Source organism: Kocuria nitroreducens (assembly GCF_042879195.1).
In the GTDB taxonomy this organism is placed as follows: Bacteria; Actinomycetota; Actinomycetes; order Actinomycetales; family Micrococcaceae; genus Kocuria; species Kocuria nitroreducens.
Window position 1 is genome coordinate 42,549 of the sequence record NZ_JBHZTC010000022.1, and the last position, 24,345, is coordinate 66,893.

Here is a 24,345-nt window from a genome sequence, read left to right on the forward strand (position 1 = left end):
CCGTGACGAGGACGGCGACGACCATGGCCGCGACCACGACGGCGACAATGGTCCCATGAGACTCGCCGTGTACACCGGGGCCTCCCTCGGCTCCGACCCCCTGTTCGCCGAGGCTGCCCGGGCCTTCGCCACCACCCTCGCCCGCCGCGGCGTGGGCATCGTCTACGGCGGCGGCCACGTGGGACTGATGGGCGTCGTCGCCGACGCCGCCCTGGCCGCCGGGGGCGAGGTGGTCGGAGTCATGCCGCAGTCCCTCGTCGACGACGAGACGGCCCACACGGGGCTGACCGAGCTGCGCATCGTCCGGACGATGCACGAGCGCAAGGCGGAGATGGCCGCGCTCGCCGACGGCTTCGTGGCCCTGCCTGGCGGCCTGGGCACCCTCGAGGAGATCTTCGAGGCCTGGACCTGGCTGCAGGTGGGGGTGCACGCCAAGCCGGTCGGCTTCCTCGACGTGGCCGGCTGCTGGAGGCCCATGCTGGACGCGGTGGCCTCCATGTCTGCCGCCGGTCTCGTGCGCCCCGAGTACCGGGACGCCGCCGTGGTCGCCCAGGACGCCGACGAGCTGCTCGCCCGGTTCGCGGCGTGGGAGGCGCCGCGCCGGCGCTGGTCCCGGCCGACCGGTCCCGGGGCCGAGGCGCCTGTGGCCCGCCCTGCCCCTAGGATGTGAGGCGATGAGCGAGCACACCCCTTCCCCCGCCGAGGGCTCCGCGCAGGGCCCCGTCCCCGAGGCGTTCCACCGCCGGCCGTACTCCTTCGTGCGCCGCGGCGACCGCCTCACCGCCCGCCGCCAGAAGGCCTGGGACGACTGGGCGCCGACCCGGGTGCTCGACGTCCCGCGCGTGCGCACGGACACCTCCGTCCACCCGGACCACGAGTTCGACGCGGCCGAGGCCTTCGGGCGCGAGGCGCCCCTGGTCGTGGAGGTCGGCTCCGGGCTCGGGGAGGCGGTCGTGCACGCCGCCGCCCAGGACCCCGCGCGGAACTTCCTCGCCGTCGAGGTGTACAAGCCCGGGATCGCTGATCTGCTGCTCAAGGCGGGCCAGGCCGGCGTGCACAACGTCCGCGTGGTGCAGGCCAACGCTCCCGAGGTCCTGGAGCACATGCTCGCCCCGGCCTCGGTCGACGAGCTGTGGGTGTTCTTCCCGGACCCCTGGCACAAGACCCGTCACCACAAGCGGCGCCTGGTCTCCCCCGCGTTCGCCGAGCTCGCCGCCCGGGTGCTCGTGCCGGGCGGGCTGTGGCGGCTCGCCACGGACTGGCAGGAGTACGCCCTGGTGATGCGTGAGGTCCTCGACGCGTCCCCGCACTTCGAGAACGTCCACCCGGGCCCGCTCGCCGACGACGAGCACCCGGACACGGGCTGGGCCCCCCGCTGGGAGGGTCGGGTCCTCACGAGCTTCGAGCGCAAGGCGCAGGAGGCCGGCCGCGTCCCGCGCGACCTCGTCTACCGCCGGACGGCGTGAGCGCAGTCCCCGGTCCGGAGCGGGACGGCTTCGTCGTCGTGCTCCCGGGCGATCCCCGCACGCACCCGCTGCTCGAGGGGCTGCACCTCGAGTACGTGGAGCGCTACGGGCCCGCGATCGGGGCGGAGGAGATGACGCACCACCCCGTCGCCGACTTCACCGCCTCCGCCGGGGGGCTCCTGCTCCTCCTCGAGGGCGGCGCGACGGTGGGCGGCGGGGCGTTCCGCCGGCACGACGACGCCACGGCCGAGCTCAAGCGGGTGTGGACCGCACCGGCGCACCACCGGCGCGGGATCTCGCGCCGCGTCCTGGCCGAGCTCGAGCGGCTCGCCGCCGCGGGGGGCTACCGCCGCATCCACCTCACCACGGGCAACCGCCAGCCCAAGGCGTTCGCCCTGTACCGCAGCAGCGGCTACGTCCCGCTGCCAGGCGCCGCCCGGGTCTACCCGGGCGGCGTCCACGACGTGGGCTTCGAGAAGGTCCTGCGCTGAGGTCGCACCGGTCCGGGGACCGGTGCGGCCTCAGCGCTCCTGCTGGCGCGGGGGCCGGTACAGCACCACGGCCTGCGAGATCTTGCGGGCCCGGGGGCGGGCGCCGCGGGCCATGCGCACCACGTCCCCGCCGACACCGGCGGCGAAGATCCGCGAGGACTCCTCGACCCGGTCCCGGGCCTCTTCGAGCTCCTGGGACAGCTCCGCCACCCTCGACCGCAGGAGCGCGACCTGGTTCTCCAGCTGGAGGATGCGCCGGATGCCCTCGAGGGACACGCCCTGCTGGGACAGCACCTGGATCTGCTGCAGCTTCTCGATGTCGCGCTGGGAGTAGCGGCGGGCCCGGCCGGGGGCGCGGGACGGCTTGACGAGGCCGAGCCGGTCGTACTGGCGCAGTGTCTGCGGATGCATCTCCGCGATCTCCGCGGCCACGGAGATCACGAACAGCGGCTGATCGGCGTCCAGCGCCATCTCAGACCCGTGCCTTCTCGGCGAGCCCGAGGCGGGGATCCTCGCCCCCGGTCGCCTCGGCGAACGCGCGAACGGCCGCCTGCGCCTGCTCGTCGAGCTGGGCCGGCACGTGCACCTCGACCGTCACGATGAGGTTGCCCGCGCCCTTGGCCGTGCTGAACCCGCGCCCCTTGACGCGGAAGCGCCGGCCCGAGGACGTCCCGGCGGGCACCTTCACGCGCACGGTGCCGCCGTCCAGCACGGGCACCTCGATCGTGGCGCCCAGGGCCGCCTCGGGGAACGTGATCGGCACGGTGACCTCGACGTCGTCCGTGCCCTCCCCACGCGTGAAGAAGGGGTGCGGTGTCACGTGGACGGTGACGTAGAGGTCACCGGCGCCGCCCGGACCCGAGTGGCCCTTGCCGGCGAGCTTGAGCCTCTGCCCGTCGCGCACGCCGCTCGGGATCCGCACCGTGGTCTCCTGGCCGTTGCCGCGGCGCAGCTTGATCGTGGTGCCGTGCACCGAGGAGCGGAACGGGATGGTCGTCTCCGTCCGGATGTCCTCCCCGCGGGCCGGCGGGGCCTGGTAGCCGCCGTATCCGCCCGGCGCCCCGTACCCGGTCTGGCCGCCGAACTGCGCGAACAGGTCCTCGAACCCGCCCGGGCCACCCGACCCGCCCGTGGAGTAGGTCGTGCGGCGTCGGCGACCGCCGCCGCCTCCGCCGAAGATGTCGCCGAAGAGGTCCTCGAAGTTCGCCGAGCCGCCGGCGCCGCCCGGTCCGCCGGCGGTGAAGCGCGCACCGGAGCCCATGGCGCGGATCGCGTCGTACTGCTTGCGCTCCTCGGGGTCGGAGAGCACGGAGTTCGCCTCCGTGATGTCCTTGAACCGCTGCTCGGCCTCCGCGTCGCCCGGGTTCTGGTCCGGGTGGTACTGGCGGGCGAGCTTGCGGTAGGCCTTCTTGACGTCGGCTTCGGACGCGTCCTTGGAGACGCCGAGAATGCTGTAGAAGTCCTTGTCGATCCAGTCCTGGCTGGCCATGACGCCTCCTTTCTGTGGGGCCGGTCGGGGGCCTGCGGAGCAGGGCCCGGTGGTGGTCCTGGGGTCGTCCCCGGCGCCGCGGCGCCGGGGACCGGTGGACGGGTCAGGGGAGGCCCGCGGGACGGACCTCCCCTGCCGTCGCCGGGATCAGGCCGGGACCGGCCTCACTCGGCGACCGCGACGGCGACCTGGGCCGGCCGCACCACGCGCTCGCCGATCCGGAAGCCGGAGCGCAGAACCATCGAGACCTGGTCCGGCTCGACCTCGTTCGTGGGCTGCTGCAGCACCGCCTCGTGGACGTTCGGGTCGAACCTCTCGCCGACCGCCCCGATCCGGGTCAGCCCCTGGCGGACGAGGGTCTCCTCGAGCTTGTTCGCGATCGCCGCGAACGGGCCGTCGGTGAGGTCCCCGGCCTGGCGGGCCGCGTCGATGTCGTCGAACACCGGCAGCAGCGTCTGGAGGAGGTCTCCCGTCACGAAGGTCCGGAGCTGCTCCTTCTCGCGCGCAGTGCGGTGCTTGAAGTTCACGAACTCCGCCTGCAGCCGGCGCAGCTCCTCGAGCCGCTCCTCGGCGAGGGCCGCCGCCGGGGAGTCCTCCCCCGCGGTCGCCGGCGCGGCGTCCCCGGCCTCCGCGTCGGTCGACTGGGGCGTCGAGAGGATGTCGTCCACCGTCAGGCCCTCCGGCGCGGCCTCCTCGCGGGGGCTGTCACCGGAGTCCTGCGCGCCCTGCTCGCCGTGGTGGGCGGCGGGCCCGCCGGGAGCGTCCCCGGCGCCGTGGCCGTCCGCGTTCTCGTCGGGTCCTGGTGTCGGGTCGGGCATGCTCACTTCTTCTCGTCCTCGTCGTCGACGACCTCGGCGTCGACGATGTCCTCGTCACCGGTGGCACCGGTGGCGCCCGCACCCGGGCCGCCCTCGGCGCCCTCGGTCTGCGACTGCGCATAGAGGGCCTCGCCGAGCTTGGTCTGGGACTGCTGCAGCTTGTCGTAGGCCGTCTTCACGGCGTCGTCGTCCTCGCCCTCGAGCGCCTGCTTCAGGGCGTCGACGTCCGCCTGCACCTCGGACTTGACGTCCGCGGGCAGCTTCTCGTCGTTGTCCTTCAGGAGCTTGTCGACGGAGTACGCCTGCTGCTCCGCATTGTTGCGCAGGTCGGCCGCCTCGCGGCGCACCCGATCCGCCTCGGCGTTGGCCTCGGCGTCCTTGACCATGCGGTCGATGTCCTCCTTGGAGAGGGAGGACCCACCGGTGATGGTCATCGACTGCTCGGTGCCGGTGCCCTTGTCCTTCGCGGAGACGTGCACGATGCCGTTGGCGTCGATGTCGAAGGTGACCTCGATCTGCGGCATGCCGCGCGGCGCGGGGGCGATGCCGGTCAGCTCGAAGGTGCCCAGGTTCTTGTTGTCGCGCGTGAACTGGCGCTCGCCCTGGAAGACCTGGATGGACACGGAGGGCTGGTTGTCCTCGGCTGTGGTGAAGGTCTCGGACCGCTTGGTGGGGATCGCCGTGTTGCGCTCGATGAGCTTGGTCATCACGCCGCCCTTGGTCTCGATGCCCAGCGACAGCGGGGTCACGTCGATCAGCAGCACGTCCTTGCGGTCGCCCTTGAGCACGCCGGCCTGGATCGCGGCGCCGACGGCCACGACCTCGTCCGGGTTCACGCCCTTGTTGGGCTCCTTGCCGGCCAGGCGCTGGACGGTCTCCGCGACGGCGGGCATGCGGGTCGAGCCGCCGACGAGGATCACGTGGTCGATGTCGGACACGGAGATGCCGGCCTCGGCGATGACGTCCTTGAACGGCTTCTCGGTGCGCTCGAGCAGGTCCCGGGTGAGCTCCTCGAACTTGGCGCGGGTGAGGCGCTCGTCCAGGTGCACGGGACCCTCCGGGGTCACGGACAGGTACTGCAGGGAGATGTTGGAGCTGGTGGCGGAGGACAGCTCCTTCTTGGCCTGCTCCGCGGTCTCCTTGAGGCGCTGCAGGGCGATCTTGTCCTTGGACAGGTCGGCGCCGGTCTTCGACTTCACCTGCGCCAGCAGCCAGTCGACGATCCGCTGGTCCCAGTCGTCGCCGCCGAGCCGGTTGTCGCCGGCGGTCGACCGGACCTGGATGGTGGAGAAGTCGTCCTCGTCCTTGCCGACCTCCAGCAGGGAGACGTCGAAGGTGCCGCCGCCGAGGTCGAAGACCAGGATGAGCTCGTCCTCCTTGCCCTTCTCCAGGCCGTAGGCGAGCGCCGCGGCGGTGGGCTCGTTGACGATGCGCAGCACGTTCATGCCGGCGATCTCACCGGCCTCCTTGGTGGCCTGGCGCTCGGCGTCGTTGAAGTACGCCGGGACGGTGATCACGGCGTCGGTGACCTTGTCGCCGAGGTAGGACTCGGCGTCGGTCTTGAGCTTCATCAGGATGCGCGCCGAGATCTCCTGCGGCGTGTACTTCTTGCCGTCGATGTCCGTGGACCACCCGGTGCCCATGTGGCGCTTCACCGAGGCGATCGTGCGGTCCACGTTGGTGACGGCCTGCCGCTTGGCGATGTCGCCGACCAGGGTCTCGCCGTCCTTCGAGAAGGCCACGACGGACGGGGTGGTCCGGTTGCCCTCGGCGTTGGCAATGACGGTGGGCTCGCCGCCCTCCAGCACGGACACCACGGAGTTGGTGGTGCCGAGGTCGATTCCTACTGCACGAGACATGGGCGTGTTCTCCTTCGGGTCGAGCTGAACCGGGTGGGCCGCAACGGCCCGGTTGGGGTCCCGGAGGTCTCAAGTTCTTGAGTTTTCCTGGCTCAAGTCTGCCACGTGAGCCGCCGATGTCAACTTAACTTGAGCCATGTTGACTCAACTCAGGAGCGACGGCGGGTGTGAGAAGCCCCGCACTCCCTGCCCCAGCGACAGGGCGTCGGCTACGCTGGGCTGTTTGTGCCCGGTCTCGCGGGCCACCGACGACACTTCCGGGTCCGCCCCGCACGCCACCGCACGCACCGACACGCCACCGCACGCACCCGACACCTCAGGAGCCTTCGTGAGCAGCACGCCACCCCATTCGCCGCAGCCGCCCAGCGCGGCCGAGTCCTCCCGCCGGCCGAAGCCCCGGGAGGTGCTGCGTGAGATCAACTACCCGCACGGCATCCATCCCGCCCTGGTCCCCGGCATCGCCGTCGAGGACCAGAAGCTGCGCTACGGCACGGACAAGGTCGTCTTCCTCGTCACGGCCGCGCTGATCGTGGCGTTCATCGCCTGGGGCGTGCTTTCCACCGAGTCCCTGACGGCCGCCTCCACCGCGGCCCTGGGCTGGGTCACCGGCAACGCCGGGTGGTTCTTCACCGCCCTGTCCACGGCCGCGGTGCTGTTCATGCTCGTGGTCGGCTTCAGCCGGACCGGCCGCATCCCGCTGGGCATGGACGACGAGAAGCCGGAGTACTCCTTCTTCTCGTGGCTCGCCATGCTCTTCGCCGCCGGGATGGGCATCGGCCTGATGTTCTACGGCGCCTCCGAGCCCCTGAGCCACTTCGGCGCCGGCGTTCCCGGCTTCGGGGCGGAGTCCGGCTCCGAGGAGATGACCGTCTACGCCCTCGTCCAGACGGCCTTCCACTGGGGCCTCAACCCCTGGGCCATGTACGCGGTGGTCGGCGCGGCCGTCGCCTACGGCGCGTACCGCCGCGGGCGCCCCCCGCTCATCAGCCGGATCTTCGTGCCGCTGATCGGCCAGCGGCGCGCCGAGGGCGGCCTGGGCCGGCTCATCGACGTGTTCGCCATCTTCGCGACCCTCTTCGGCACCGCGGCCTCCCTGGGCATCGGCGCGCTGCAGATCTCCCGGGGCCTCGAGATCGTCGCCGGCTGGGGGCCGCTCGGCAACGGCGGCCTCATCGCCATCATCGCCGTCCTCACGGCCGCCTTCGTGGTCTCGGCCGTCTCCGGTGTGGCCCGCGGCATCCGCTACCTCTCCAACACCAACCTTCTGCTGGCCTTCCTGCTGGCCCTGTTCGTGTTCGTGGCCGGGCCCACCGTCCTGATCCTGGACCTGGTCCCCGCGGTGTTCAGCACCTACCTGCAGGAGTACCTCTGGATGACCGGGCAGACCGGCGGCTGGGGCGAGGACGTCACCGCCTTCGCGGGCGGCTGGACCGTCTTCTACTGGGCCTGGTGGCTGTCCTGGTCCCCGTTCGTCGGGATGTTCATCGCCAAGATCTCCCGCGGCCGCACGCTGCGCCAGTTCGTGACCGTGGTGCTCGTGGTCCCGTCCTCGATGTGCGTGCTCTGGTTCGTCGTCATCGGCGGCACGTCCATGTACCTGCAGCGCACCGGCACCGACCTGGCCGCCGCGGGCGGCCAGGAGGCCGCACTGTTCGGCATGCTCGACGCGCTGCCCCTGGGCGCGGTCACCTCGGTGCTGGCCATGGTCATCATCGCCATCTTCTTCGTGACCAGCGCGGACTCCGCGTCCATCGTCATGGGCACGCTCTCCCAGCGGGGCCGGCCCGAGCCCAGCCGGACGATCGTCGTGTTCTGGGGCCTGTGCCTCGGCGGCATCGCGGCCGTCATGATGCTCGTGGGCGGTGACGACGCCCTGACCGGCATGCAGAACCTCGTGACCGTCTCGGCCCTGCCCTTCGCCGTGATCGTCGCCTTCCTGATGGTCTCCTTCTACAAGGACCTGCGCAGCGACCCGGCCACGATCCGCCACGCGTTCGCCCTCACGGCCGTGCGCAAGGCAGTGATCCACGGCATCGAGGAGCACGGCGACGACTTCGCCCTCCAGGTGGAGCACGCCCCCGGCGCCCGCGCCGCCGGTGAGACGTTCGACTCCCACGACCCGGCCGTCACCGACTGGTACCGGCGGGTCGACGAGAACGGCGAGGAGATCGACCTCTCCGCCGGTTCCACCCCGGCCCGGGGCCCTGAGCAGGACCCCGAGCAGGAGCCCGAGCGCGCGCTCGACCGGGCCGGTGACCGGGCCTGACGTCCCGGAGCCGAGTGCGGCCGTCGCCCCGGGCGGCGGCCGCACTTCTCGTGCCGGGACCGGACGGCCTAGACTTCCCGCTATGTATTCGATCGTGACCGTGTGCACCGGCAACATCTGCCGCTCGCCCATGGCGGAGTTCGTCCTGCGCCGCGCCTTCGAGGCCGCAGGACTGGCGGAGCGCGTGCGGATCGACTCGGCGGGCGTCAGCGACGAGGAGCTCGGCAACCCCGTGGACCCCCGCGCGGACGACCTTCTGCGCCGCGAGGGGCTCGACGCCTCCCGGCACGCGGCCCAGGTCTTCGACCCCATCCGCTTCGACGACCGGGACCTCGTGCTCGCCCTGGACGTCGTGCACTGGCGCCGCCTGCGGGAGCTCGCCCCGGACGGGTCCGCAGCCGCCAAGGTGCGGCTGCTGCGGGAGTTCGACCCCGCCATCGAGGACCTCGAGCACGACGACCTGGGGATCTACGACCCCTGGTACGGCGGCCCGGAGGACTTCGAGACGACCTTCGGCATGATCACCGCCGCCGTCCCGGGCGTCGTCCGCGCCGTCGCCCGGGAGCTCGGTGCCGACCGGGACTCCGCGCGCGTCCCCGCGCAGGACGCCGGACGCGCGTGATCGACATCGAGCTCGAGCTGGACCCGTCGCTCGCCGCGGCCCACCCCGCCGGCACCAACCTGGCGCGGCTGCTCCCCTCGCCCACCCGCCGCCCGTACCTCATCGGCATCGACGGGCGCTCCGGCGCCGGCAAGACCAGCCTCGCCGAGCAGCTCGCCGCGGTGCTGCGCCCGGTGCGGGACGTGACGCTCTTCCACCTCGAGGACCTCTACCCGGGCTGGGACGGGCTCGGACCCGGCCGGCGGACCTACGTGCAGCAGGTCCTCGCACCTCTCGACCAGGGCAGGGACGCGGAGTGGAGCGCCTGGGACTGGGTCACCGGCTCCCCGGGCACACCGCGGCTGACCCGCGTGGCGGAGGTCGTGATCCTGGAGGGCGTCGGAGCGTGCAGCGCCGAGGCCCGGGCACTGCTGGACGTCTCCGTGTGGGTCGAGCTGCCCACCGCCCTGCGCTACGACCGCGCACTGAGCCGTGACGGCTCGTACTACGCCGAGCACTGGGACCGCTGGGCGGCCCAGGAGGACGCCTACCTGGCGGAGGACCACGTCTGGGAGCAGGTGGACATCCTGCATCCCGGCCCCGTCTGCTGAACGCTCCGGCCGCACCGACAGGAGGATCCGTGACCAGCACCGTCGTCGTCCTCGACGCCGCCCACCCGGCGGGCGTCCTCGCCGATCCGTCCGTCCCGCTCGTGCGGATCGACGACCAGGGGCTCACCCGCGGGGACGGCGTCTTCGAGACCATGCGCGCCGTGGACGGGTTCGTGCAGAAGTTCGAGGCCCACCACCAGCGGCTGTCGGCCTCCGCGCGGCTGGCGCAGCTGCCCGTGCCGTCGGCGCGGGACCTGCGCGGTGCGGTGGAGCTGGCGCTGGCCCATGCCGCGCCCGGCGGGAACGGCGGCCTGGGCCCCGAGCACGCCGTCAAGGTCGTGGTCAGCCGCGGCACCCCGGCGGACGGCCCGTGGTCCTGGATCGCGGTGAGCCCCGTGCCGGAGACCACGTTCCGTCAGCGGCGGGAAGGCGTGACCGCGGTGCTGCTGCCGCGCGGCCACGACCCCGCCCAGGACGCCGGCTACCCGTGGCTGCTCCCGGGGGCCAAGACGCTCTCCTACGCGATCAACATGGCCGCCCTGCGCCACGCCCGCTCCCTCGGCGCGGACGAGGCGGTCTTCACCACGGAGGGCCGCAGGGTCCTCGAGGGTGCGACGTCCTCCGTGGTCTGCGCCCGCGTGCGCGCCGGCCGCGGCACCCTGCTGACGCCGGAGCCCTCGCACGGGATCCTGCCGGGCACCACGCAGGCCAAAATCTTCGCCGCCGCCCGCCGGGACGGCTGGGAGCTCGGCTACGGGCCGCTGTACCCGGCGGACCTCATGGCGGCCGACGCCGTGTGGCTGGTCTCCAGCGTCCGGCTCGCGGTGCCGGTGCGCCGGCTCGACCACCAGCCGCTGCCGGTCGACCCGGATCTGACGCGCCTCGTCACGGGCTGGGTCTCGCAGGCCTGATCCGGGCTCAGGCCCAGATGAAGCGGTGCGTCCCGAGCAGGACGGACACCGCCGGACCCGCCGCGGCGGCCGCCGCGCAGCCCGCGAGCACCGCGGCGTCCCGCCAGGAGTACCCCGGGACGCGGGCCCACGTGCGCGGACCCGCGCCGAAGCCGCGGGCCTCCATGGTGACCGACAGCCGGGTGGCCCGGCGCAGGGACTGCACCAGCAGCGTGAACGCCTGGCCGCCGAACTCCCGCAGCGCGCCCGCCGGCCCGTGCCCGGACCCCGTGCCGCGCGCCCGCCGAGCCATCGCGAGGGTGGCCCACTCGGAGGCCATCACGCCCACCAGCCGCAGCGCGGCCAGGGACGCGAGCACGAAACGGGCCGGGAGGCGCAGCGTCTGGGCGAGGCCGTCGGCGAGGTCCGTGGGGTCCGTGGTCAGCACCAGCATCAGCCCGGGCAGCGCCAGCGCCAGTCCGCGCAGGGCGATCGCCGCGCCCGCGGCCACCGAACCGGCCGAGATCACGGTGACCCCCAGGTCGAGCAGCACCGGCCCCGAGTCCTCGGCGAGCAGCGCCGTGCCCCACCCGCTCACGAGGGCCGCCACGACCACCGGCCATGCCCGGCGCAGCAGTGCGAGCGGGCGCTGACCGGCCAGCGCCAGGAGCAGCACCTCGCCCAGCAGCACGGTCCCCGACGTCACGGGGTCCGCGCTGAGCAGCAGCACCACGGTGAGCAGCAGCGCCCCGGACAGCTTGACCACGGCGTTCGTCCGTCCCAGCAGGGAGGTCCGCGCCGACGGCGCGATCGCGGGAGCGCTCATCGGACGGGCTCCCGCCGGGCCGGGACGGCCCGCGCGGGGGCAGCGGCCGGAGCCGCTGGAGCGGCCGGAGTGGCTGACGCAGGGGCGGCGGCCGGAGCTGCGGCTGCCACCGGTGGTGCCGGTGCGGTGGCGGCCGCAGGTGCTGCCGGGGCCTGCCGCCCGGCCCGTGCCGCGTGAGTGGCTCGGTCCCCTTCGGGAGGCGCACCCAGTGCCAGCACCTCGGCGCCGAGCGCCCGCACGAAGTCCTCGTCGTGGGTCACGGCCAGGACCGACGTGCCGGCGTCGACGAGCTCCACCAGCAGGTCCACGAGCTCCGCCCACGTCAGGGCGTCCTGGCCGAACGTGGGTTCGTCGAGCACCAGCACGTCCGGGTCCGTGGCGAGCACCGTGGCCACGGACAGCCGCCGCTTCTCGCCGCCGGAGAGGGTGAACGGGTTCGCGTCCGCCAGGTGGGAGAGCCGCAGCCGGCGGAGCAGCTCGTCCGTGCGACGCTCCCGCTCGGCCCCCGGCGTGCCCGCCAGCCGGGGGCCGAGCTCGAGCTCCGCGCGCACGGTGGCGCGCAGGAACTGGTGCTCGGGCTCCTGGAAGACCGTCCCCACACGGGCCACGAGCTCCCGTCCGCTCCACTCCAGCGGGTCGGGGCCCGCGCCGCGGTCGAGGCGCGGGTGGGCCCGCACGGTGCCGCGCACGGGGGCCAGCAGACCCGCCAGCGTCAGGGCGAGCGTGGACTTGCCGGCGCCGTTGGGCCCGGTGAGCGCGAGCGCGCGGCCCCGGCGCAGGCCCAGCTCCACGTCGTCCACCGCCGTGGGGAGGTCGCGGCCCGTGACGGTGTCGTCCACCGGGCGGCCGCGGCGCCGGGCCCGCCGCCGGGCGCGCAGCTGCCGTGCCGAGGGCTGGGTGCGCGAGACGCCCAGACCGGTGGCGCTGAGCAGCGGTTCGCCGTCCGCCCCGGGGCCGTCGGCCACGGACGGGCTCACGGCAGGACCTCCGGCAGAGTCCGCGGACGGGCGCGTGGCCGGCACCCGTCCGGGAACCCACACCCCCGCCCCGCTGAGCTCGTCGGCCGCCGCGCCGAGCACCTGCCCCGGGGCCCCGTCGTGGGTGATCCCCCCGTCGCGGCCGAGCACGACGACGCGGTCCACGACCTCGGCCCACACGGCGACGCGGTGCTCCACGACCACGAGCGTGGCCCCGCTGCCGTCGAGGCAGGACACCACGGCGTCGCGGACCTGACGCACGCCGGAGGGGTCCAGGTTGGCGGTCGGCTCGTCGAGCAGCAGCAGGCCCGGGCTCATCGCCACGGCGCCCGCGAGCGCCAGGCGCTGCTTCTGTCCGCCGGACAGGGCCGCGGTGGAGTGGTCGAGCGGGAGGTCCAGGCCCACGTCGTCGAGGGCCGCGCGCACCCGCGGCCAGATCTGCTCGCGGGGCACCGCGAGGTTCTCCAGGCCGAACGCGGTGTCGTCGCCGATCCGGGACAGCACCACCTGGGACTCGGGGTCCTGCTGCACGAGCCCGGCGCGGCCGCGCGCCTGCTCCGGGAGCGCGCCGTCGATGAGCAGCTCGCCGGAGACGGACTGCCCGTCCTCGTCGTGGAGGACTCCTGCCAGAGCGTGCAGGAGCGTGGACTTGCCGGCCCCGCTGGGACCCAGCAGGAGCACCCGCTCCCCCGGTTCCACCACGAGGTCGAGACCGCGCAGCGCCGCCGTCTCCCGCCCGGGGTGGTGCCAGCCGAAGCCGCGGGCCTCGACGCGCGCCCCGCGGGCCGTGGGAGCCGTCATCGCCGCACGGCCCGCCCCGAGGCGAGGCCCTGCAGGACACCGGTGGCCGCGAGGGCCCGCACCACGGCCTGCATGAGCAGGCCGGCGAGCACCGCCCCCGAGACGGCGGCCAGGACCACGTAGACCACCTGGTGGCCCAGCACCCACTCGTAGTTGTAGACGATGTTCTCGTGGACGCCGAGGAAGATCCCGCTCACGGCGCCCGCGACGGCCGCCGTGAGGGCATCGAACCGGCGGTAGCGGAAGGCGGCGAAGGCCAGTTCCGCGCCGATGCCCTGGACGAGGCCGGAGAGGATGACCAGCAGGCCGAAGTGGGTGCCCAGGAAGCTCTCGATCACGGCGGCGAGCAGCTCGCAGAACAGGGCGGCACCGGGCTTGCGGATGATCAGCCCGCCGAGCACGCCGGCCACGAGCCAGCCGCCGGCGATCAGGCCCACGGCGGGCGGATAGGCGACCGCGGCCGTGCCGACCACGGGGTAGAGCAGGTTTGACCACGCCCAGAAGACGACCGCGCACACGGCGGCGAGGACGGCGGCGACGACGATGTCGACGACCCGCCAGGACGACGTGCGGGACGCGCCGGGGCGGCCGGCGGGACGGTGGGTGGTGGTGTTCACGGTGGGTTCCTCCTGGGCTCAGCGAGCCGTCGGTGCCAGGAGGGGACGGGGTTCCGCGGGCCGCGCCGGTGGCGCGCTCCCGGGGAAACACCCCTGAGATGCTCGACTCCCTTCGCCGGTGCTAACCGGAGCAGGTTCGAGGGTCTGCGGCGATCCGCACTCTCAGCGCCGCGCCGGTCTCACCGGCGGGGAGCGCTCCCCTGTCGTTCAGTGGCACCGAGTCTACCCCTCCGTCGCCCGTTCCGTGCACGCGCGTCGGCCTCGGCACCCCGGCCGCGCCCGCACGGCGTTCCCGCGGTGCGCCCGTCGCACGCCCGCTCCACGACGAGGGGGCCCGCCCGGTCGGACACCGGTGCGGTGTCCGACCGGACGGGCCCCCTCGTGAGGTGCCCGCCGGGTCTCAGACCTCGGCCTGGCTCGAGGCCTTGGGGTTCTCCTGGGACTTGTTCTCGATCTGGGCCACCTTGCGGGAGACGCTGACCTTGATGATGGTGCCCACGAGGCCGGTCACGAGCGACCAGATGATGATGCCCGTCCAGGCCTCGTCCGGGTCCGGGTTCTTGGCGGGGGGCGGGTCGCCGGTGATGCGCATCCACGCGGCGCCGAGCACCTTGTGCGAGAGCGCCACGCCGCCGAGCGAGAGGCCGGTGCCCACGAGTTCGAGGACCTTGGTGTTCATGGAGTGCTGCTCCTTGTCGTCCGGGGGGACGCGGGTGCGCCCTGTCGATCCCGTCCAGCCTAACGCGTCGCCGCCGATCCGTCAGTCTGCTGTCCGTCCGCTCGCCGGCCGTCCGGGCTGGGCACGGGGGGGCGCCCCGGCGGCCCCCTCCCCGGAACCCTCCGCTGCGCGGTTGAGCACCGTCTGCAGGTCGTCCTGGGTCAGCGTGGTGCGGTTCAGGTGCTTGGTCCGGTAGGTCGAGCGGCCCACCATGTGCGCCGAGACGGGCACGGTGAGCAGCTGGAAGATCCAGCCGAGGGCGATGAGCGGGATCATGACCGGGTCGCGGTTCTCCAGGCCGACGGCCGTGAGCATGAGGAGCAGCCCGAAGACCTGCGGCTTGGTGCCGGCGTGCATGCGCGTCAGCAGGTCCGGAAAGCGGACCAGGCCGATCGCGGCGGCGAGGGACATGAGCGCGCCGGCCACGAGGCACACGGCCGCGGCGGCGTCCAGGACGGTGTCCAGCACGGCGCTCACCGCCCGTGCTCGGCGGTCTGGGTGGCGAAGCGGGCCACCGTCACGGACCCGATGAATCCGACCAGCGAGACGATCACCATGAGGATCAGGTTGTTGAGGTGGCCGTGGTAGGCCATCTCCACGGCGAGGGCGGCTGCGACGATGGCCAGCAGCACGTCCGTGGCCACCACGCGGTCCAGCAGGGACGGTCCCTTGGCAAGGCGGTAGAGGGTGCCCGCGGCGGCCGCGCTGAGCAGCACGGCCGCGACGGCCACGGCGATCTGCATCACGGTCGGTCCTCCTCGGGGGTGTCGGCCAGGGTGTCTCTCGGTGTGCCGGCCGGGGTGTCTCTCGGGGTGCCGGCTGCGACCTCGTCCCGGCGGCGGCCCACGATCTGCTGGCTCGCGGTGACCGGGGAGCTGATGGCGGCGCTGTCCCGCCGGTCCGCGCGGGAGCCACCTCCGCCGCGTCGCTCGGCCCGCAGGGCGGCGAGCTCCTCCGGCGTGCCCATGATCCGGATCCAGGCGGCCTCCACCTGCAGCGCGGAGCGGCGGAAGTCCTCGGCCTCCTCGGCGCTGCGGACGTTGAGCGCGTGGAAGTACAGCGTGCCGGCGGCACGGTCCACCTCCACGACGAGCGAGCCGGGGATCAGGGTCATGGTGTGGCCGGTGGCCGTCAGGAGCAGGTCGGAGCGCGTGCGCAGCTGGACGCCGACCACGGCGTTGCGCGCGCGCGGACCCACGAGGATCGCGATGAGCATGACCTCGATGCTCGCCTTGGCGACCTGCCACACGAACGTCACGGCGAAGACGGCGAACTGGAGCAGGTTGAACCGGCCGGACAACTGGACGGGCGGCAGGTACAGCACCCACGTGACGAGCAGGGCCAGGACCAGTCCGACCAGCAGGTTGCCGGCGCCGAAGTCGCCCCAGAGGGCACCCCACACGACCACGAGCCACACCAGCAGCGGCAGCTCGACGAGCAGGGAGTTCTTGGGCCGGGTCACGGTGCCTCCTCCACGACGGGCCTCGGCGCGGACGCGGGGTCCAGCACGGCCTGGACGTAGCGCTCGGGGTGGACCAGGTTCTCCGCGGCGTTGTCCGCGAGCTGGAACAGCGGCCCGGCGAAGACGGTCAGAGCCACCCCCACGGCGACGAGGACCGAGGCCCCGCCGAGCATCGAGGGGGACATCAGGCGCACGTCGCCCTTGCCCGCGAACCGGCCCGCCTGGTCGTCGACGGCACCCGAGGTGAGCAGGAACCGGGAGCCGGCGGGCACCGGGGCCAGCAGGATCGGGTCCGGGTACTCCGCGTCCTCCGGCGAGCGCAGGAACACGCGGTTCCACACCCGGATCATGGCGAGCAGGGTCAGGAGGGACACCGCCACGGAACCCGCGACGAGGGCGTAGGCCAGGACGTCGCCCTGGTTGACGCCGGCCTGCAGCAGGCCGGTCTTGCCCAGGAAGCCGGAGAACGGCGGGATCCCCCCGAGGTTGAGCGCGGGCACGAGGTACAGCAGGGCCAGCAGCGGGGAGATCCTGGCCATCCCCGCCAGCCGGTCCACGTTGGTGGAACCGCCGCGGCGCTCGATCAGCCCCGCCACGAGGAACAGGCTCGTCTGGATCACGATGTGGTGGGCCACGTAGTAGACCGTGGCGGAGAGCGCCTCCTGGGTGCCCACCGCCACGCCGAAGATCATGTACCCGATGTGGCTGATCAGCGTGAAGGACAGCATGCGCTTGATGTCGATCTGCGCCAGCGCGCCCAGGATGCCGACCACCATGGTGAGCAGGGCGACCCACATCAGGAGGTCGTCGAGCCGGTCCCCGGGGAAGAGCACGGTCTCGGTGCGGATGATCGAGTACACGCCCACCTTGGTCAGCAGACCGGCGAACACGGCGGTGACGGGCGCGGAGGCGGTCGGATAGGAGTCCGGGAGCCAGAAGGACAGTGGGAAGACGGCGGCCTTGATGCCGAACGCGATGAGCAGCATCAGGTGCAGCTGCATCTGGGTGCCCACCGGCAGGCCTTCGAGCTTGACCGAGAGGTCGGCCATGTTGATGGTTCCCGTGGCCGCGTAGATCATCGCGATGGTGATCAGGAACAGCACGGAGGAGATCACCGAGACGACCACGTAGGTCACGCCGGTGCGGATCCGCTGGACGGTCCCGCCCATGGTCATGAGCACGTAGGACGCGGTCAGCAGGATCTCGAAGCCCACGTAGAGGTTGAACAGGTCCCCCGCGAGGAAGGCGTTCGACACCCCCGCCACGAGGATCAGGAAGGAGGGGTGAAAGATCGAGATCGGCCCCTCCTCGTCGCCGTCGGCCACGCCCTGCCCGCTCGCGTAGACGAGCACGGCGAGCGAGACCACCGTGGAGACGACGAGCATCAGGGACGAGAGCTGGTCCACGACCATGACGATGCCCCAGGGCGCCTCCCAGCCGCCGAGGTGGACGGCCTGCGGGCCGAGGTCCCACGTGGTCCCGAGCACCAGGGCCTCGATCGCGAGGGTGAGCACGAGCGAGCCGATGGCCACGGTCCGCTGGAGGGCGTTGCGCCGCAGCAGCAGGAGGCTCAGGGCCGCGCCGAGGAACGGGATGATGACGGCCAGCGGGGCGAGCTGGGCGAAGTTGACGGTCACCGGTCGCCTCCCCACTTCTCGATGCCGCGGGCGCCCGGGGCCTCGAGGGTCTCGCCCGGATTCCGGGGGCGAGGCGCCTCGTCGAACTCGGTGGTGTCGGCGGGGACGTCGGCGTCGTCCTCCATGTCGTAGGAGGACTGCCGCGCCACGCGCCGGTCCTCGACGTCGTCCTGGATCTCGTCCCGGCGCCCGAGGACCCAGGAGCGGTAGATCATGCCCAGGAGGAACGCGGTGACCGCGAGGGAGATCACGATGGCGGTGAGGATGAGGGCCTGGGGCAGCGGGTCGCTGTAGTCCTCCGCGGCGATCGACCCGTCGTACAGCGGGGCGGACCCTGCGGCCCCGCCGGCGTGCAGGATGAGCAGGTTCGTGCCGTTGGTCAGCAGCATCAGCCCGAGCAGCACGCGGGTGAGCGAGCGCTCGAGCAGCAGGTACACGCCGACGGCGTAGAGAACGCCCATCACCACCAGCAGGGTCAGGTTCACGGTCATCGGTGCTCTCCGCCTCCGCCCGGGCCGGTACTCGTGATCGGGGTCGGCGACGTCGCGGACGTCGCCGGGGTCGAGCCGGCGGGCGCCGCGGCCACCTTCCGCTGGCGCGTGACGCGGATGCGCGTGCCGCGCCCCGGGGCGCGCCGCCGCCGGCGGACGGCGTCCTCCTCGATCCGCTGGTCGATCCGCCCGCCGAGCGAGCGCAGGATGTCGAGGATGAGCCCCACCACGATGAGGTAGACCGCGATGTCGAAGACCAGGGCGGTGACGAACTTCTCGGCGCCGAGGACCGGCAGCTCGGCCTCGAAGGTGTAGCTCTGCATCACCGACCCGCCCAGGAACACCGGGGTGACGGCGTAGAGCGCGGCGAGCGCCAGTCCGATCCCGAGCATCGTGCCCGCGTTGATCGGGGTGGCCAGCTCGAGCTCGTAGCGTCCGCCCGCGAGGTAGCGCACGGTCAGGGCGAGGCCGGCCATGAGACCGCCCGCGAACCCTCCGCCGGGATCGTTGTGCCCGGCGATCAGGAGGTAGAGCGAGACCATCATGAACGTGTGGAACAGCAGCCGGGTGACCACCTCGAAGACGATCGAGCGCCGCTCGGGGGCCAGTGTCCTCCCGGCGAGCAGGTAGGGGTCCTCGAGGTCGTCGTCGCGGCGGGCGAGACCCACGTCCAGGGGCTCGCCGCCGGGCGAGACGGCCGCGGCGTTGCGCCGGCGGATCATCCGCAGCTGGTCGGTCGTGGGATCGTCCCCGGAGCGGACGATGCGGTCCCCGCGGCCCGTGACAAAGATCAGCGAGGCCACACCGGTGGCGGCGAGCACGAGCACCGAGATCTCCCCGAACGTGTCCCACGCGCGGATGTCCACGAGGATCACGTTGACCACGTTCTGGCCGTCGCCGAGCTCGTAGGCCATCCGCGGCAGCTCCAGGGAGATCGGATCGGCCGTGCGGGACGAGATGCTGAACGCCGCGAGCGCCATCATGAACAGCCCGAAGGTCACCGCGATGGTGCCGCGCAGCAGGCGGCGCCCGGCCGGGTTGCGGTGCCACAGCGGTGCGGGCAGCGAGCGCAGGGCGAGCACGAACGCCACGAGCAGCACGGTCTCGACGAGCGTCTGCGTCAGGGCGAGGTCGGGCGCGCCCTGCAGGGCGAAGATGAGTGCCAGCCCGTAGCCGGTGACCGACACGAGCAGCACCGCGAGGAAGCGCTTGGTGGCCAGGGGCACCAGCAGGGCCGCCACGACCATGGCCGCGCCCGCGATCAGCTGGGCCGGGCCGTCGGAGACCCTCAGCGCGCCCAGGGGCGGGGTCTCCTCCACGACCAGCGCCACGAGCGGCACGACGATCGCCGTGATCAGGATGACCGAGAGGTAGAACATCAGCGAACCGCGCTGGGTGCGGCCGGTGATCCACACGGCGGCGAGGTCCAGGACGTTGACGGCCCGCCGGTAGACGAGCTCGCCCGCCGGCAGGGACGGCAGGGCCCGCTGCACGTCGGCGACGCGGCGGCGCCCGAGGTGGATCAGGAGTCCACCCGCGATGATCACGGCGGAGAGGCCGAGCGCGGGGGTCGGGCCGTGCCAGAGGGCCAGGTAGAACTCGTGCTCCTCCGTGACCGGGAACTGGTCGACGTAGGGCTGCAGCATGGCGTTCACCGGCTGGGGCCACAGGCCGAAGACCACGGTGAGCACGGAGAGCACGAGCGGCGCGGCGAGGAACGAGGGCTCGACGCGCTGCATGTCGCTGATCACGGCCTTGCCACCGACCCCGGCGTCGAGCTCGGAGAACTCGGCGGACTTCTGGGCGAACCCGCCCCACACGAACCGGGCGCTGTAGGCGAAGGTCAGGACGGAGCCGACGACGAGCCCGGCGAGCACCGCGATCCCGGCCGCACTGTCCACGTCGTGGGCGAACGCGGTCAGCACGGACTCCTTGGCCACGAACCCTGCCAGCGGCGGCAGGCCCGCCATGGACGCCGCGGCGACGAGCGAGACGGCGAACAGCACCGGCACGTGGCCGGCGAGCCCCGACAGGCGGCGGATGTCGCGGGTGCCCGCCCGGTGGTCGATGATCCCGACCACCAGGAACAGCGTGGCCTTGAACAGCCCGTGCGCGAGGAGCATGGCCAGGCCCGCCTGGGCCGTGTCCGCCGAGCCGCGGCCCACGATCACCACCAGGAAGCCGAGCTGGCTGACGGTGCCGTAGGCGAGGATGAGCTTCAGGTCGTACTGCTTCAGGGCCGCCCAGCCGCCGAAGAGCATGGTGCCCAGCCCCAGCACCGTGACGGTCGGCTGCCACAGTGCCGTCTCGGCGAAGCCAGGGGCGAAGCGGGCCACGAGGTAGACGCCGGCCTTGACCATCGCGGCGGCGTGCAGGTACGCGGACACCGGGGTGGGCGCGGCCATCGCGGACGGCAGCCAGAAGTGCAGCGGGATCAGCGCGGACTTCGTCACGGCCCCCACGAGGAGCAGGAGGACCGCCACGTCCACCACGGTCCCGCGCTGCGCCAGCTCGGGGGCCGCTGCGAGCACCTCGGAGATCCGGTAGGTGCCCGCGGCCTGACCCAGCATCACGATGCCGACCAGCATGGCCAGGCCACCGGCAGTGGTGAGCACGAGGGCCTGCAGGGCCGCCCGCCGGGCGGACAGGCGGGTGCGGCTGTAGCTGATGAGCAGGAAGGACAGGACGGTCGTGATCTCCCAGAAGACGAACAGCACCAGCATGTCGTCGGCTGTCACGAGACCGAACATGGCGCCCGCGAAGGCGAGCAGCTGCGCCCCGAAGCCGCCGATGCCGCTCGCGTCGGACTTGAAGTAGCGGGCGCAGTAGAACAGCACCAGCGAGCCCACGCCGAGCACGAGCAGGGACATCGCCCACGCGAGGGCGTCCATCCGCAGGACGAGGTCCAGGTGCAGGGACGGGATCCACTCACCGCCCTCGGTCCAGCCGCCCTCGGGACCGTACACCCGCGGGGCGGAGGCCAGCAGCCACAGGAAGCCCATGAGCGGGACCGCCGCCAGGAGGTAGAAGGCGCTGCGTCCCATCCGTGCGAACAGCAGGGGCGCGACCGCGGCCACCACTGCGTGGAGCAGGAGCACAGCGGTCATCGGGCGCCTCCGGAGGTCGCGGGGAAGGGATCGACGGGCGGGCGTCGTGGAGCCCGGACGCGGGCACGGAGGGCCAGTGCGAGCACGGGGTGGCCGGGGCGCACCCGGGGAAACCACCCTATCAAAGGGGTGTTGCCGCCCCGTGTCCTCGGGTCCGGGCGGAGCCTGGAGGATCCCGGACGGTTCGCCGGGCGGTTCCCGGACCGCGGGGCGACCGGTCGGCGAGGCCGATGCCCTCTCCGGGCACCACGGGCCTAGCATGACTGCCATGGACGCCACTCCCCCAGGCCCCCCGGCCCCCTCACCGGCCCCTCCCGCGACGCCGTTCGTGCCGCGCCGCTCGCACGTGTGGGCGTGGAGCCTGTGGGACGCCGGGTCCGCCGCCTTCAACGCCGTGATGACGACGTTCGTGTTCACGGTCTACCTCACGAGCGACCCGTTCGGCGGGGAGGACCACGCCTCGGAGGTGCTGGGCTACGGGATCGGCGCCGCCGGCGTCGTCGTGGCCCTGCTGGCACCGGTGGTGGGGCAACGCAGCGACGGCGCGGGCCGGCGCAAGCTGTGGCTGGGCATCAACACGATGCTCACGGCTTTGCTCACGGCCCTGTGCTTCCTCGTCCTTCCCGACCAGCCGTACCTCTACCTGGGCGTGGGCCTGCTGGCGCTGGCCAACGTCTTCGACGAGTTCGCGGTGGTCAACTACAACGCGATGCTGCCCGGGATCGCGGGCCGCGAGCACATCGGGCGGGTGAGCGGCCAGGGCTGGGCGATGGGCTACTTCGGCGGGATCGTGGCCCTGACGATCGTGCTGTTCGGGTTCATCACCCCGGGCCTGCTCGGCATCCCGGAGGAGGACGCCCTCAACGTGCGGGCCGTGGCCCTGTTCTCGGGGCTGTGGATCGCGCTGTTCTCGATCCCCGTCCTGCTGGTGGTCCCCGAGATCCGCCCGGCCCGCCGGGGGCCGCGCCCGTCCGTGGCCCGCTCCTACCGCCAGCTGTGGCAGACCCTGCGGGGGCTGTACCGGGACGCCCCGCAGACGCTGTGGTTCCTGCTCTCCTCCGCCGTGTTCCGGGACGGGCTCAACGCGGTGTTCACCTTCGGCGGCGTCATCGCGGCCGGCACGTTCGGCTTCACCCTCAGCGAGGTCATCGTCTTCGCGATCGTCGGCAACGTGGCCGCCGGGGTGGGCGCACTGGTGGGCGGCCGGCTCGACGACCGGGTGGGGCCCAAGCGCGTCATCGTGGTGTCCCTCGTCGGCATCCTGCTGGCAGGGGCACCGCTGCTCGTCCTCGAGGGCACGGCCGCGTTCTGGGTCTGCGGGCTGCTGCTGTGCCTGTTCGTGGGACCCGCGCAGTCCGCCTCCCGCACGTTCCTCGGCCGGCTCACGCGGACCGGCGAGGAGGGCGCCCTGTTCGGCCTCTACGCCACCACGGGCCGGGCCGTGAGCTTCCTGGCGCCCACCCTGTTCGCGGTGTTCGTCTCCGTGCTCGGCGCGCAGCGGTGGGGCATCCTCGGGATCCTCCTGGTGATCGGCGCCGGCCTGCTCCTGCTGCTGCGCGCGCGCGACCCCAAGACGGCGGCGGCGCCGCCCGCGGAGCCCGCCGGGCGGTGAGCCGTCGGCCGCAGGCACGCCGGCCGCAGGTGGCCGGACGGTGCACGCTCAGATGCGGGTGCGGGAGAACCCGAGGTGGCTGCGCGATGCCGTCGGACCGCGCTGCCCCTGGTACCGGTTGGCGTAGGCGCCGGACCCGTACGGGTGCTCCGCGGGCGAGGAGAGCTGGAAGAAGCACAGCTGCCCCACCTTGGATCCCGGCCACAGCTTGATGGGCAGCGTGGCCATGTTGGACAGCTCGAGCGTGACGTGCCCCGAGAAGCCGGGGTCGATGAACCCCGCCGTGGAGTGGGTCAGCAGACCCAGGCGTCCCAGCGAGGACTTCCCCTCGAGGCGGGCGGCGATGTCGTCCGGCAGCGTCACCTTCTCGTAGGTGGAGCCGAGCACGAACTCCCCCGGGTGGAGCACGAAGGCCTCGTCCGGGTCCACCTCCACGAGCCGCGTGAGCTCCGGCTGCTCCACGGACGGATCGATGTGCGCGTACTTGTGGTTGTCGAAGAGCCGGAACCAGCGGTCCAGCCGCACGTCGATGCTGGCGGGCTGGATCAGGGCGGGATCGTAGGGCTCGAGGACGACCCGGCCGCCGTCGAGCTCCCGGCGGATGTCGCGGTCAGAGATCAGCACGGTCCCCAAGGTATCGCACGGGCTGGGCGCCGGGGCGGGACCGGCCCGTGCCCGGCCCCGCCCCGGCGGGTGGTGTAGAGTGTGTGGTGTCCTCGTCCGGTGCGCGCGCCGGACGATCCACGGTTGCGCGGCTGTAGCTCAATGGTAGAGCGCACGCTTCCCAAGCCTGATACGCGGGTTCGATTCCCGTCAGCCGCTCTCGCACCGAACGCCCCGAGCCCACCCGGCCGGGGCGTTCGTCGTCGCCGAGGACCGCGCGGTAGGATGTTCCCGCGCCCCTTTCCCCGCATCTGCACCGGGGCGGCCACCGCCCGGCGGACCATCCGGGCCCCGTGCCCGTCACCCGCACCCCGCTCACGAGGAGCACCTCTCCCGTCATGCTGCGCACCATGTTCAAGGCCAAGATCCACCGTGCCGTCGTGACCCAGGCCGACCTCCACTACGTCGGCTCGGTCACGGTCGACCAGGATCTGCTCGACGCCGCCGACATCCTCCCCGGCGAGCTCGTCTCCATCGTGGACGTCACCAACGGCGCCCGGCTGGAGACCTACACGATCGCCGGCGAGCGCGGCTCCGGCGTCGTCGGGATCAACGGGGCCGCCGCCCATCTCGTGCACCCGGGAGACCTCGTCATCCTCATCAGCTACGCGCAGATGGACGACGCCGAGGCCCGCGCCCACGTGCCGTCCGTGGTCCACGTGGACGCGGACAACCGGATCGTCGACCTCGGGACGGATCCCGCCGAGGCCCTGCTCGACGGTGTCGCCCGCCCTCCCCTCTCCCGGACGCTGGACGCCGCCCGCGCCGACCTCCCCGCCGCGTGACCGGCCCCGGCCTGTCCGCGGACGGGCCGGCGATGGGATAGAACGGTAGGGGCCCGCGGACGCGGACCCGCAGCAGCGTGAGGGAGGGTCCCGTGACCGGAGTGTTCTCGGGGTTCTTCATCGTCTGGGCCGTCATCCTGACCGGCTACGCCGTGGGC

The 24,345-nt window shown here is 72.9% G+C and carries 24 protein-coding genes, 1 tRNA gene and 1 riboswitch; of the genes, 10 read left to right on the plus strand and 15 right to left on the minus strand.

The features are described 5' to 3' along the window. The first annotated feature begins 55 nt into the window (after window positions 1-55). Genes ACFYE1_RS14610 through ACFYE1_RS14620 form a run of 3 tightly spaced genes read left to right on the plus strand, consistent with a single transcriptional unit; the run spans window position 56 to window position 1,957 of the window. Window positions 56-670, plus strand: coding sequence for an LOG family protein (locus tag ACFYE1_RS14610; protein WP_387744302.1), 615 nt, complete (start codon window positions 56-58; stop codon window positions 668-670). Between the two features lie 4 nt (window positions 671-674). Next, window positions 675-1,466: a tRNA (guanosine(46)-N7)-methyltransferase TrmB gene (trmB, locus tag ACFYE1_RS14615; protein ID WP_387744304.1), complete on the plus strand. Its 792-nt coding sequence runs from the start codon at window positions 675-677 to the stop codon at window positions 1,464-1,466. Further along, window positions 1,463-1,957 carry a GNAT family N-acetyltransferase gene (locus ACFYE1_RS14620; RefSeq protein WP_387744306.1) on the plus strand — a complete coding sequence of 165 codons (495 nt, stop codon included), beginning with the start codon at window positions 1,463-1,465 and terminating at the stop codon, window positions 1,955-1,957. The genes trmB and ACFYE1_RS14620 overlap by 4 nt, the downstream gene beginning before the upstream one ends. A 30-nt stretch (window positions 1,958-1,987) precedes the next feature. On the opposite strand, the gene ACFYE1_RS14625 is transcribed toward ACFYE1_RS14620, so the two are convergent. From ACFYE1_RS14625 to dnaK, 4 genes are all read right to left on the minus strand, one after another. Further along, a complete protein-coding gene (locus ACFYE1_RS14625) occupies window positions 1,988-2,428 on the minus strand; it encodes a heat shock protein transcriptional repressor HspR (RefSeq protein ID WP_387744309.1) in 441 nt (146 codons plus the stop codon). Between the two features lies 1 nt (window position 2,429). Further along, window positions 2,430-3,446, minus strand: a complete 1,017-nt coding sequence (locus ACFYE1_RS14630; RefSeq protein ID WP_387744311.1) for a DnaJ C-terminal domain-containing protein — start codon at window positions 3,444-3,446, stop codon at window positions 2,430-2,432. Window positions 3,447-3,610: 164 nt separating this feature from the next. Further along, window positions 3,611-4,270, minus strand: coding sequence for a nucleotide exchange factor GrpE (locus ACFYE1_RS14635; protein ID WP_387744314.1), 660 nt, complete (start codon window positions 4,268-4,270; stop codon window positions 3,611-3,613). Next, complete coding sequence (gene dnaK, locus ACFYE1_RS14640; protein ID WP_387744317.1) at window positions 4,267-6,123, minus strand: molecular chaperone DnaK; 1,857 nt, start codon at window positions 6,121-6,123, stop codon at window positions 4,267-4,269. Before dnaK ends, ACFYE1_RS14635 begins: the two co-directional genes overlap by 4 nt. 328 nt (window positions 6,124-6,451) lie before the next feature. Here dnaK and ACFYE1_RS14645 point away from each other — a divergent pair, with 328 nt between their 5' ends. The 4 genes from ACFYE1_RS14645 (at window position 6,452) to ACFYE1_RS14660 (ending at window position 10,512) form a co-directional block, all read left to right on the plus strand. Beyond that, complete coding sequence (locus tag ACFYE1_RS14645) at window positions 6,452-8,389, plus strand: BCCT family transporter (protein WP_387744320.1); 1,938 nt, start codon at window positions 6,452-6,454, stop codon at window positions 8,387-8,389. 94 nt (window positions 8,390-8,483) lie between these two features. Continuing rightward, complete coding sequence (locus ACFYE1_RS14650) at window positions 8,484-9,011, plus strand: low molecular weight protein-tyrosine-phosphatase (RefSeq protein WP_387744322.1); 528 nt, start codon at window positions 8,484-8,486, stop codon at window positions 9,009-9,011. Continuing rightward, on the plus strand, window positions 9,008-9,601 hold the full coding sequence (locus tag ACFYE1_RS14655; protein ID WP_387744325.1) for a uridine kinase family protein: 594 nt from the start codon (window positions 9,008-9,010) through the stop codon (window positions 9,599-9,601). The genes ACFYE1_RS14650 and ACFYE1_RS14655 overlap by 4 nt, the downstream gene beginning before the upstream one ends. A gap of 29 nt (window positions 9,602-9,630) precedes the next feature. Continuing rightward, window positions 9,631-10,512, plus strand: coding sequence for an aminotransferase class IV (locus tag ACFYE1_RS14660; protein WP_387744328.1), 882 nt, complete (start codon window positions 9,631-9,633; stop codon window positions 10,510-10,512). 7 nt (window positions 10,513-10,519) lie between these two features. Here the strand turns inward: ACFYE1_RS14660 and ACFYE1_RS14665 are convergent, their stop codons facing one another. From ACFYE1_RS14665 to ACFYE1_RS14710, 10 genes are all read right to left on the minus strand, one after another. Continuing rightward, complete coding sequence (locus ACFYE1_RS14665) at window positions 10,520-11,317, minus strand: energy-coupling factor transporter transmembrane component T family protein (protein WP_387744331.1); 798 nt, start codon at window positions 11,315-11,317, stop codon at window positions 10,520-10,522. Further along, entirely contained in the window at window positions 11,314-13,095 is a 1,782-nt protein-coding gene (locus ACFYE1_RS14670) for an ABC transporter ATP-binding protein (protein ID WP_387744333.1), read from the minus strand. Before ACFYE1_RS14670 ends, ACFYE1_RS14665 begins: the two co-directional genes overlap by 4 nt. Next, entirely contained in the window at window positions 13,092-13,712 is a 621-nt protein-coding gene (locus tag ACFYE1_RS14675) for an ECF transporter S component (protein WP_387744336.1), read from the minus strand. Before ACFYE1_RS14675 ends, ACFYE1_RS14670 begins: the two co-directional genes overlap by 4 nt. A 90-nt stretch (window positions 13,713-13,802) precedes the next feature. Then, a riboswitch (TPP riboswitch) is annotated at window positions 13,803-13,924 on the minus strand. 188 nt (window positions 13,925-14,112) lie between these two features. Further along, the gene (locus ACFYE1_RS14680; RefSeq protein WP_387744339.1) at window positions 14,113-14,391 is read right to left on the minus strand and encodes a DUF4235 domain-containing protein; all 279 of its coding nucleotides are present in this window, start codon (window positions 14,389-14,391) and stop codon (window positions 14,113-14,115) included. 81 nt (window positions 14,392-14,472) lie between these two features. Continuing rightward, window positions 14,473-14,841, minus strand: a complete 369-nt coding sequence (mnhG, locus tag ACFYE1_RS14685) for a monovalent cation/H(+) antiporter subunit G (protein WP_387744361.1) — start codon at window positions 14,839-14,841, stop codon at window positions 14,473-14,475. A gap of 62 nt (window positions 14,842-14,903) precedes the next feature. Further along, window positions 14,904-15,176, minus strand: a complete 273-nt coding sequence (locus ACFYE1_RS14690) for a monovalent cation/H+ antiporter complex subunit F (protein WP_368821311.1) — start codon at window positions 15,174-15,176, stop codon at window positions 14,904-14,906. Beyond that, window positions 15,173-15,892 carry a Na+/H+ antiporter subunit E gene (locus ACFYE1_RS14695; RefSeq protein ID WP_387744342.1) on the minus strand — a complete coding sequence of 240 codons (720 nt, stop codon included), beginning with the start codon at window positions 15,890-15,892 and terminating at the stop codon, window positions 15,173-15,175. The genes ACFYE1_RS14690 and ACFYE1_RS14695 overlap by 4 nt, the downstream gene beginning before the upstream one ends. Next, complete coding sequence (locus ACFYE1_RS14700) at window positions 15,889-17,529, minus strand: Na+/H+ antiporter subunit D (RefSeq protein WP_387744345.1); 1,641 nt, start codon at window positions 17,527-17,529, stop codon at window positions 15,889-15,891. Before ACFYE1_RS14700 ends, ACFYE1_RS14695 begins: the two co-directional genes overlap by 4 nt. Continuing rightward, window positions 17,526-18,020 (minus strand): Na(+)/H(+) antiporter subunit C, encoded by a 495-nt coding sequence (locus tag ACFYE1_RS14705; protein WP_387744347.1) that lies wholly within the window; start codon window positions 18,018-18,020, stop codon window positions 17,526-17,528. Before ACFYE1_RS14705 ends, ACFYE1_RS14700 begins: the two co-directional genes overlap by 4 nt. Next, window positions 18,017-21,127, minus strand: coding sequence for a Na+/H+ antiporter subunit A (locus tag ACFYE1_RS14710; protein ID WP_387744350.1), 3,111 nt, complete (start codon window positions 21,125-21,127; stop codon window positions 18,017-18,019). Before ACFYE1_RS14710 ends, ACFYE1_RS14705 begins: the two co-directional genes overlap by 4 nt. 268 nt (window positions 21,128-21,395) lie before the next feature. On the opposite strand from ACFYE1_RS14710, the gene ACFYE1_RS14715 reads away from it, so the two are divergent. After that, window positions 21,396-22,739, plus strand: a complete 1,344-nt coding sequence (locus ACFYE1_RS14715; protein ID WP_387744352.1) for an MFS transporter — start codon at window positions 21,396-21,398, stop codon at window positions 22,737-22,739. Window positions 22,740-22,787: 48 nt separating this feature from the next. On the opposite strand, the gene dcd is transcribed toward ACFYE1_RS14715, so the two are convergent. Beyond that, on the minus strand, window positions 22,788-23,363 hold the full coding sequence (gene dcd / locus ACFYE1_RS14720; RefSeq protein WP_368821305.1) for a dCTP deaminase: 576 nt from the start codon (window positions 23,361-23,363) through the stop codon (window positions 22,788-22,790). Window positions 23,364-23,490: 127 nt separating this feature from the next. On the opposite strand from dcd, the gene ACFYE1_RS14725 reads away from it, so the two are divergent. Together ACFYE1_RS14725 and panD are read left to right on the plus strand one after the other, a co-directional pair. Continuing rightward, a tRNA-Gly gene (locus ACFYE1_RS14725) sits at window positions 23,491-23,561 on the plus strand. Between the two features lie 179 nt (window positions 23,562-23,740). Beyond that, entirely contained in the window at window positions 23,741-24,187 is a 447-nt protein-coding gene (gene panD / locus ACFYE1_RS14730) for an aspartate 1-decarboxylase (RefSeq protein WP_387744355.1), read from the plus strand. Window positions 24,188-24,345 lie beyond the last annotated feature (158 nt).

What these genes read in the sequence shown, in the direction of transcription:
- panD (WP_387744355.1), top strand. Translation starts at nt 23,741, where the DNA reads ATGCTGCGCACCATGTTCAAGGCCAAGATCCACCGTGCCGTCGTGACC.
- ACFYE1_RS14625 (WP_387744309.1), bottom strand. Translation starts at nt 2,428, where the DNA reads ATGGCGCTGGACGCCGATCAGCCGCTGTTCGTGATCTCCGTGGCCGCG.
- ACFYE1_RS14680 (WP_387744339.1), bottom strand. Translation starts at nt 14,391, where the DNA reads ATGAACACCAAGGTCCTCGAACTCGTGGGCACCGGCCTCTCGCTCGGC.
- ACFYE1_RS14715 (WP_387744352.1), top strand. Translation starts at nt 21,396, where the DNA reads ATGGACGCCACTCCCCCAGGCCCCCCGGCCCCCTCACCGGCCCCTCCC.
- ACFYE1_RS14610 (WP_387744302.1), top strand. Translation starts at nt 56, where the DNA reads ATGAGACTCGCCGTGTACACCGGGGCCTCCCTCGGCTCCGACCCCCTG.
- ACFYE1_RS14710 (WP_387744350.1), bottom strand. Translation starts at nt 21,127, where the DNA reads ATGACCGCTGTGCTCCTGCTCCACGCAGTGGTGGCCGCGGTCGCGCCC.
- ACFYE1_RS14630 (WP_387744311.1), bottom strand. Translation starts at nt 3,446, where the DNA reads ATGGCCAGCCAGGACTGGATCGACAAGGACTTCTACAGCATTCTCGGC.
- ACFYE1_RS14705 (WP_387744347.1), bottom strand. Translation starts at nt 18,020, where the DNA reads ATGACCGTGAACCTGACCCTGCTGGTGGTGATGGGCGTTCTCTACGCC.
- ACFYE1_RS14665 (WP_387744331.1), bottom strand. Translation starts at nt 11,317, where the DNA reads ATGAGCGCTCCCGCGATCGCGCCGTCGGCGCGGACCTCCCTGCTGGGA.
- mnhG (WP_387744361.1), bottom strand. Translation starts at nt 14,841, where the DNA reads ATGTCCCTCGCCGCCGCGATCGGCCTGGTCCGCTTTCCGGACCTGCTG.
- ACFYE1_RS14670 (WP_387744333.1), bottom strand. Translation starts at nt 13,095, where the DNA reads ATGACGGCTCCCACGGCCCGCGGGGCGCGCGTCGAGGCCCGCGGCTTC.
- dnaK (WP_387744317.1), bottom strand. Translation starts at nt 6,123, where the DNA reads ATGTCTCGTGCAGTAGGAATCGACCTCGGCACCACCAACTCCGTGGTG.
- trmB (WP_387744304.1), top strand. Translation starts at nt 675, where the DNA reads ATGAGCGAGCACACCCCTTCCCCCGCCGAGGGCTCCGCGCAGGGCCCC.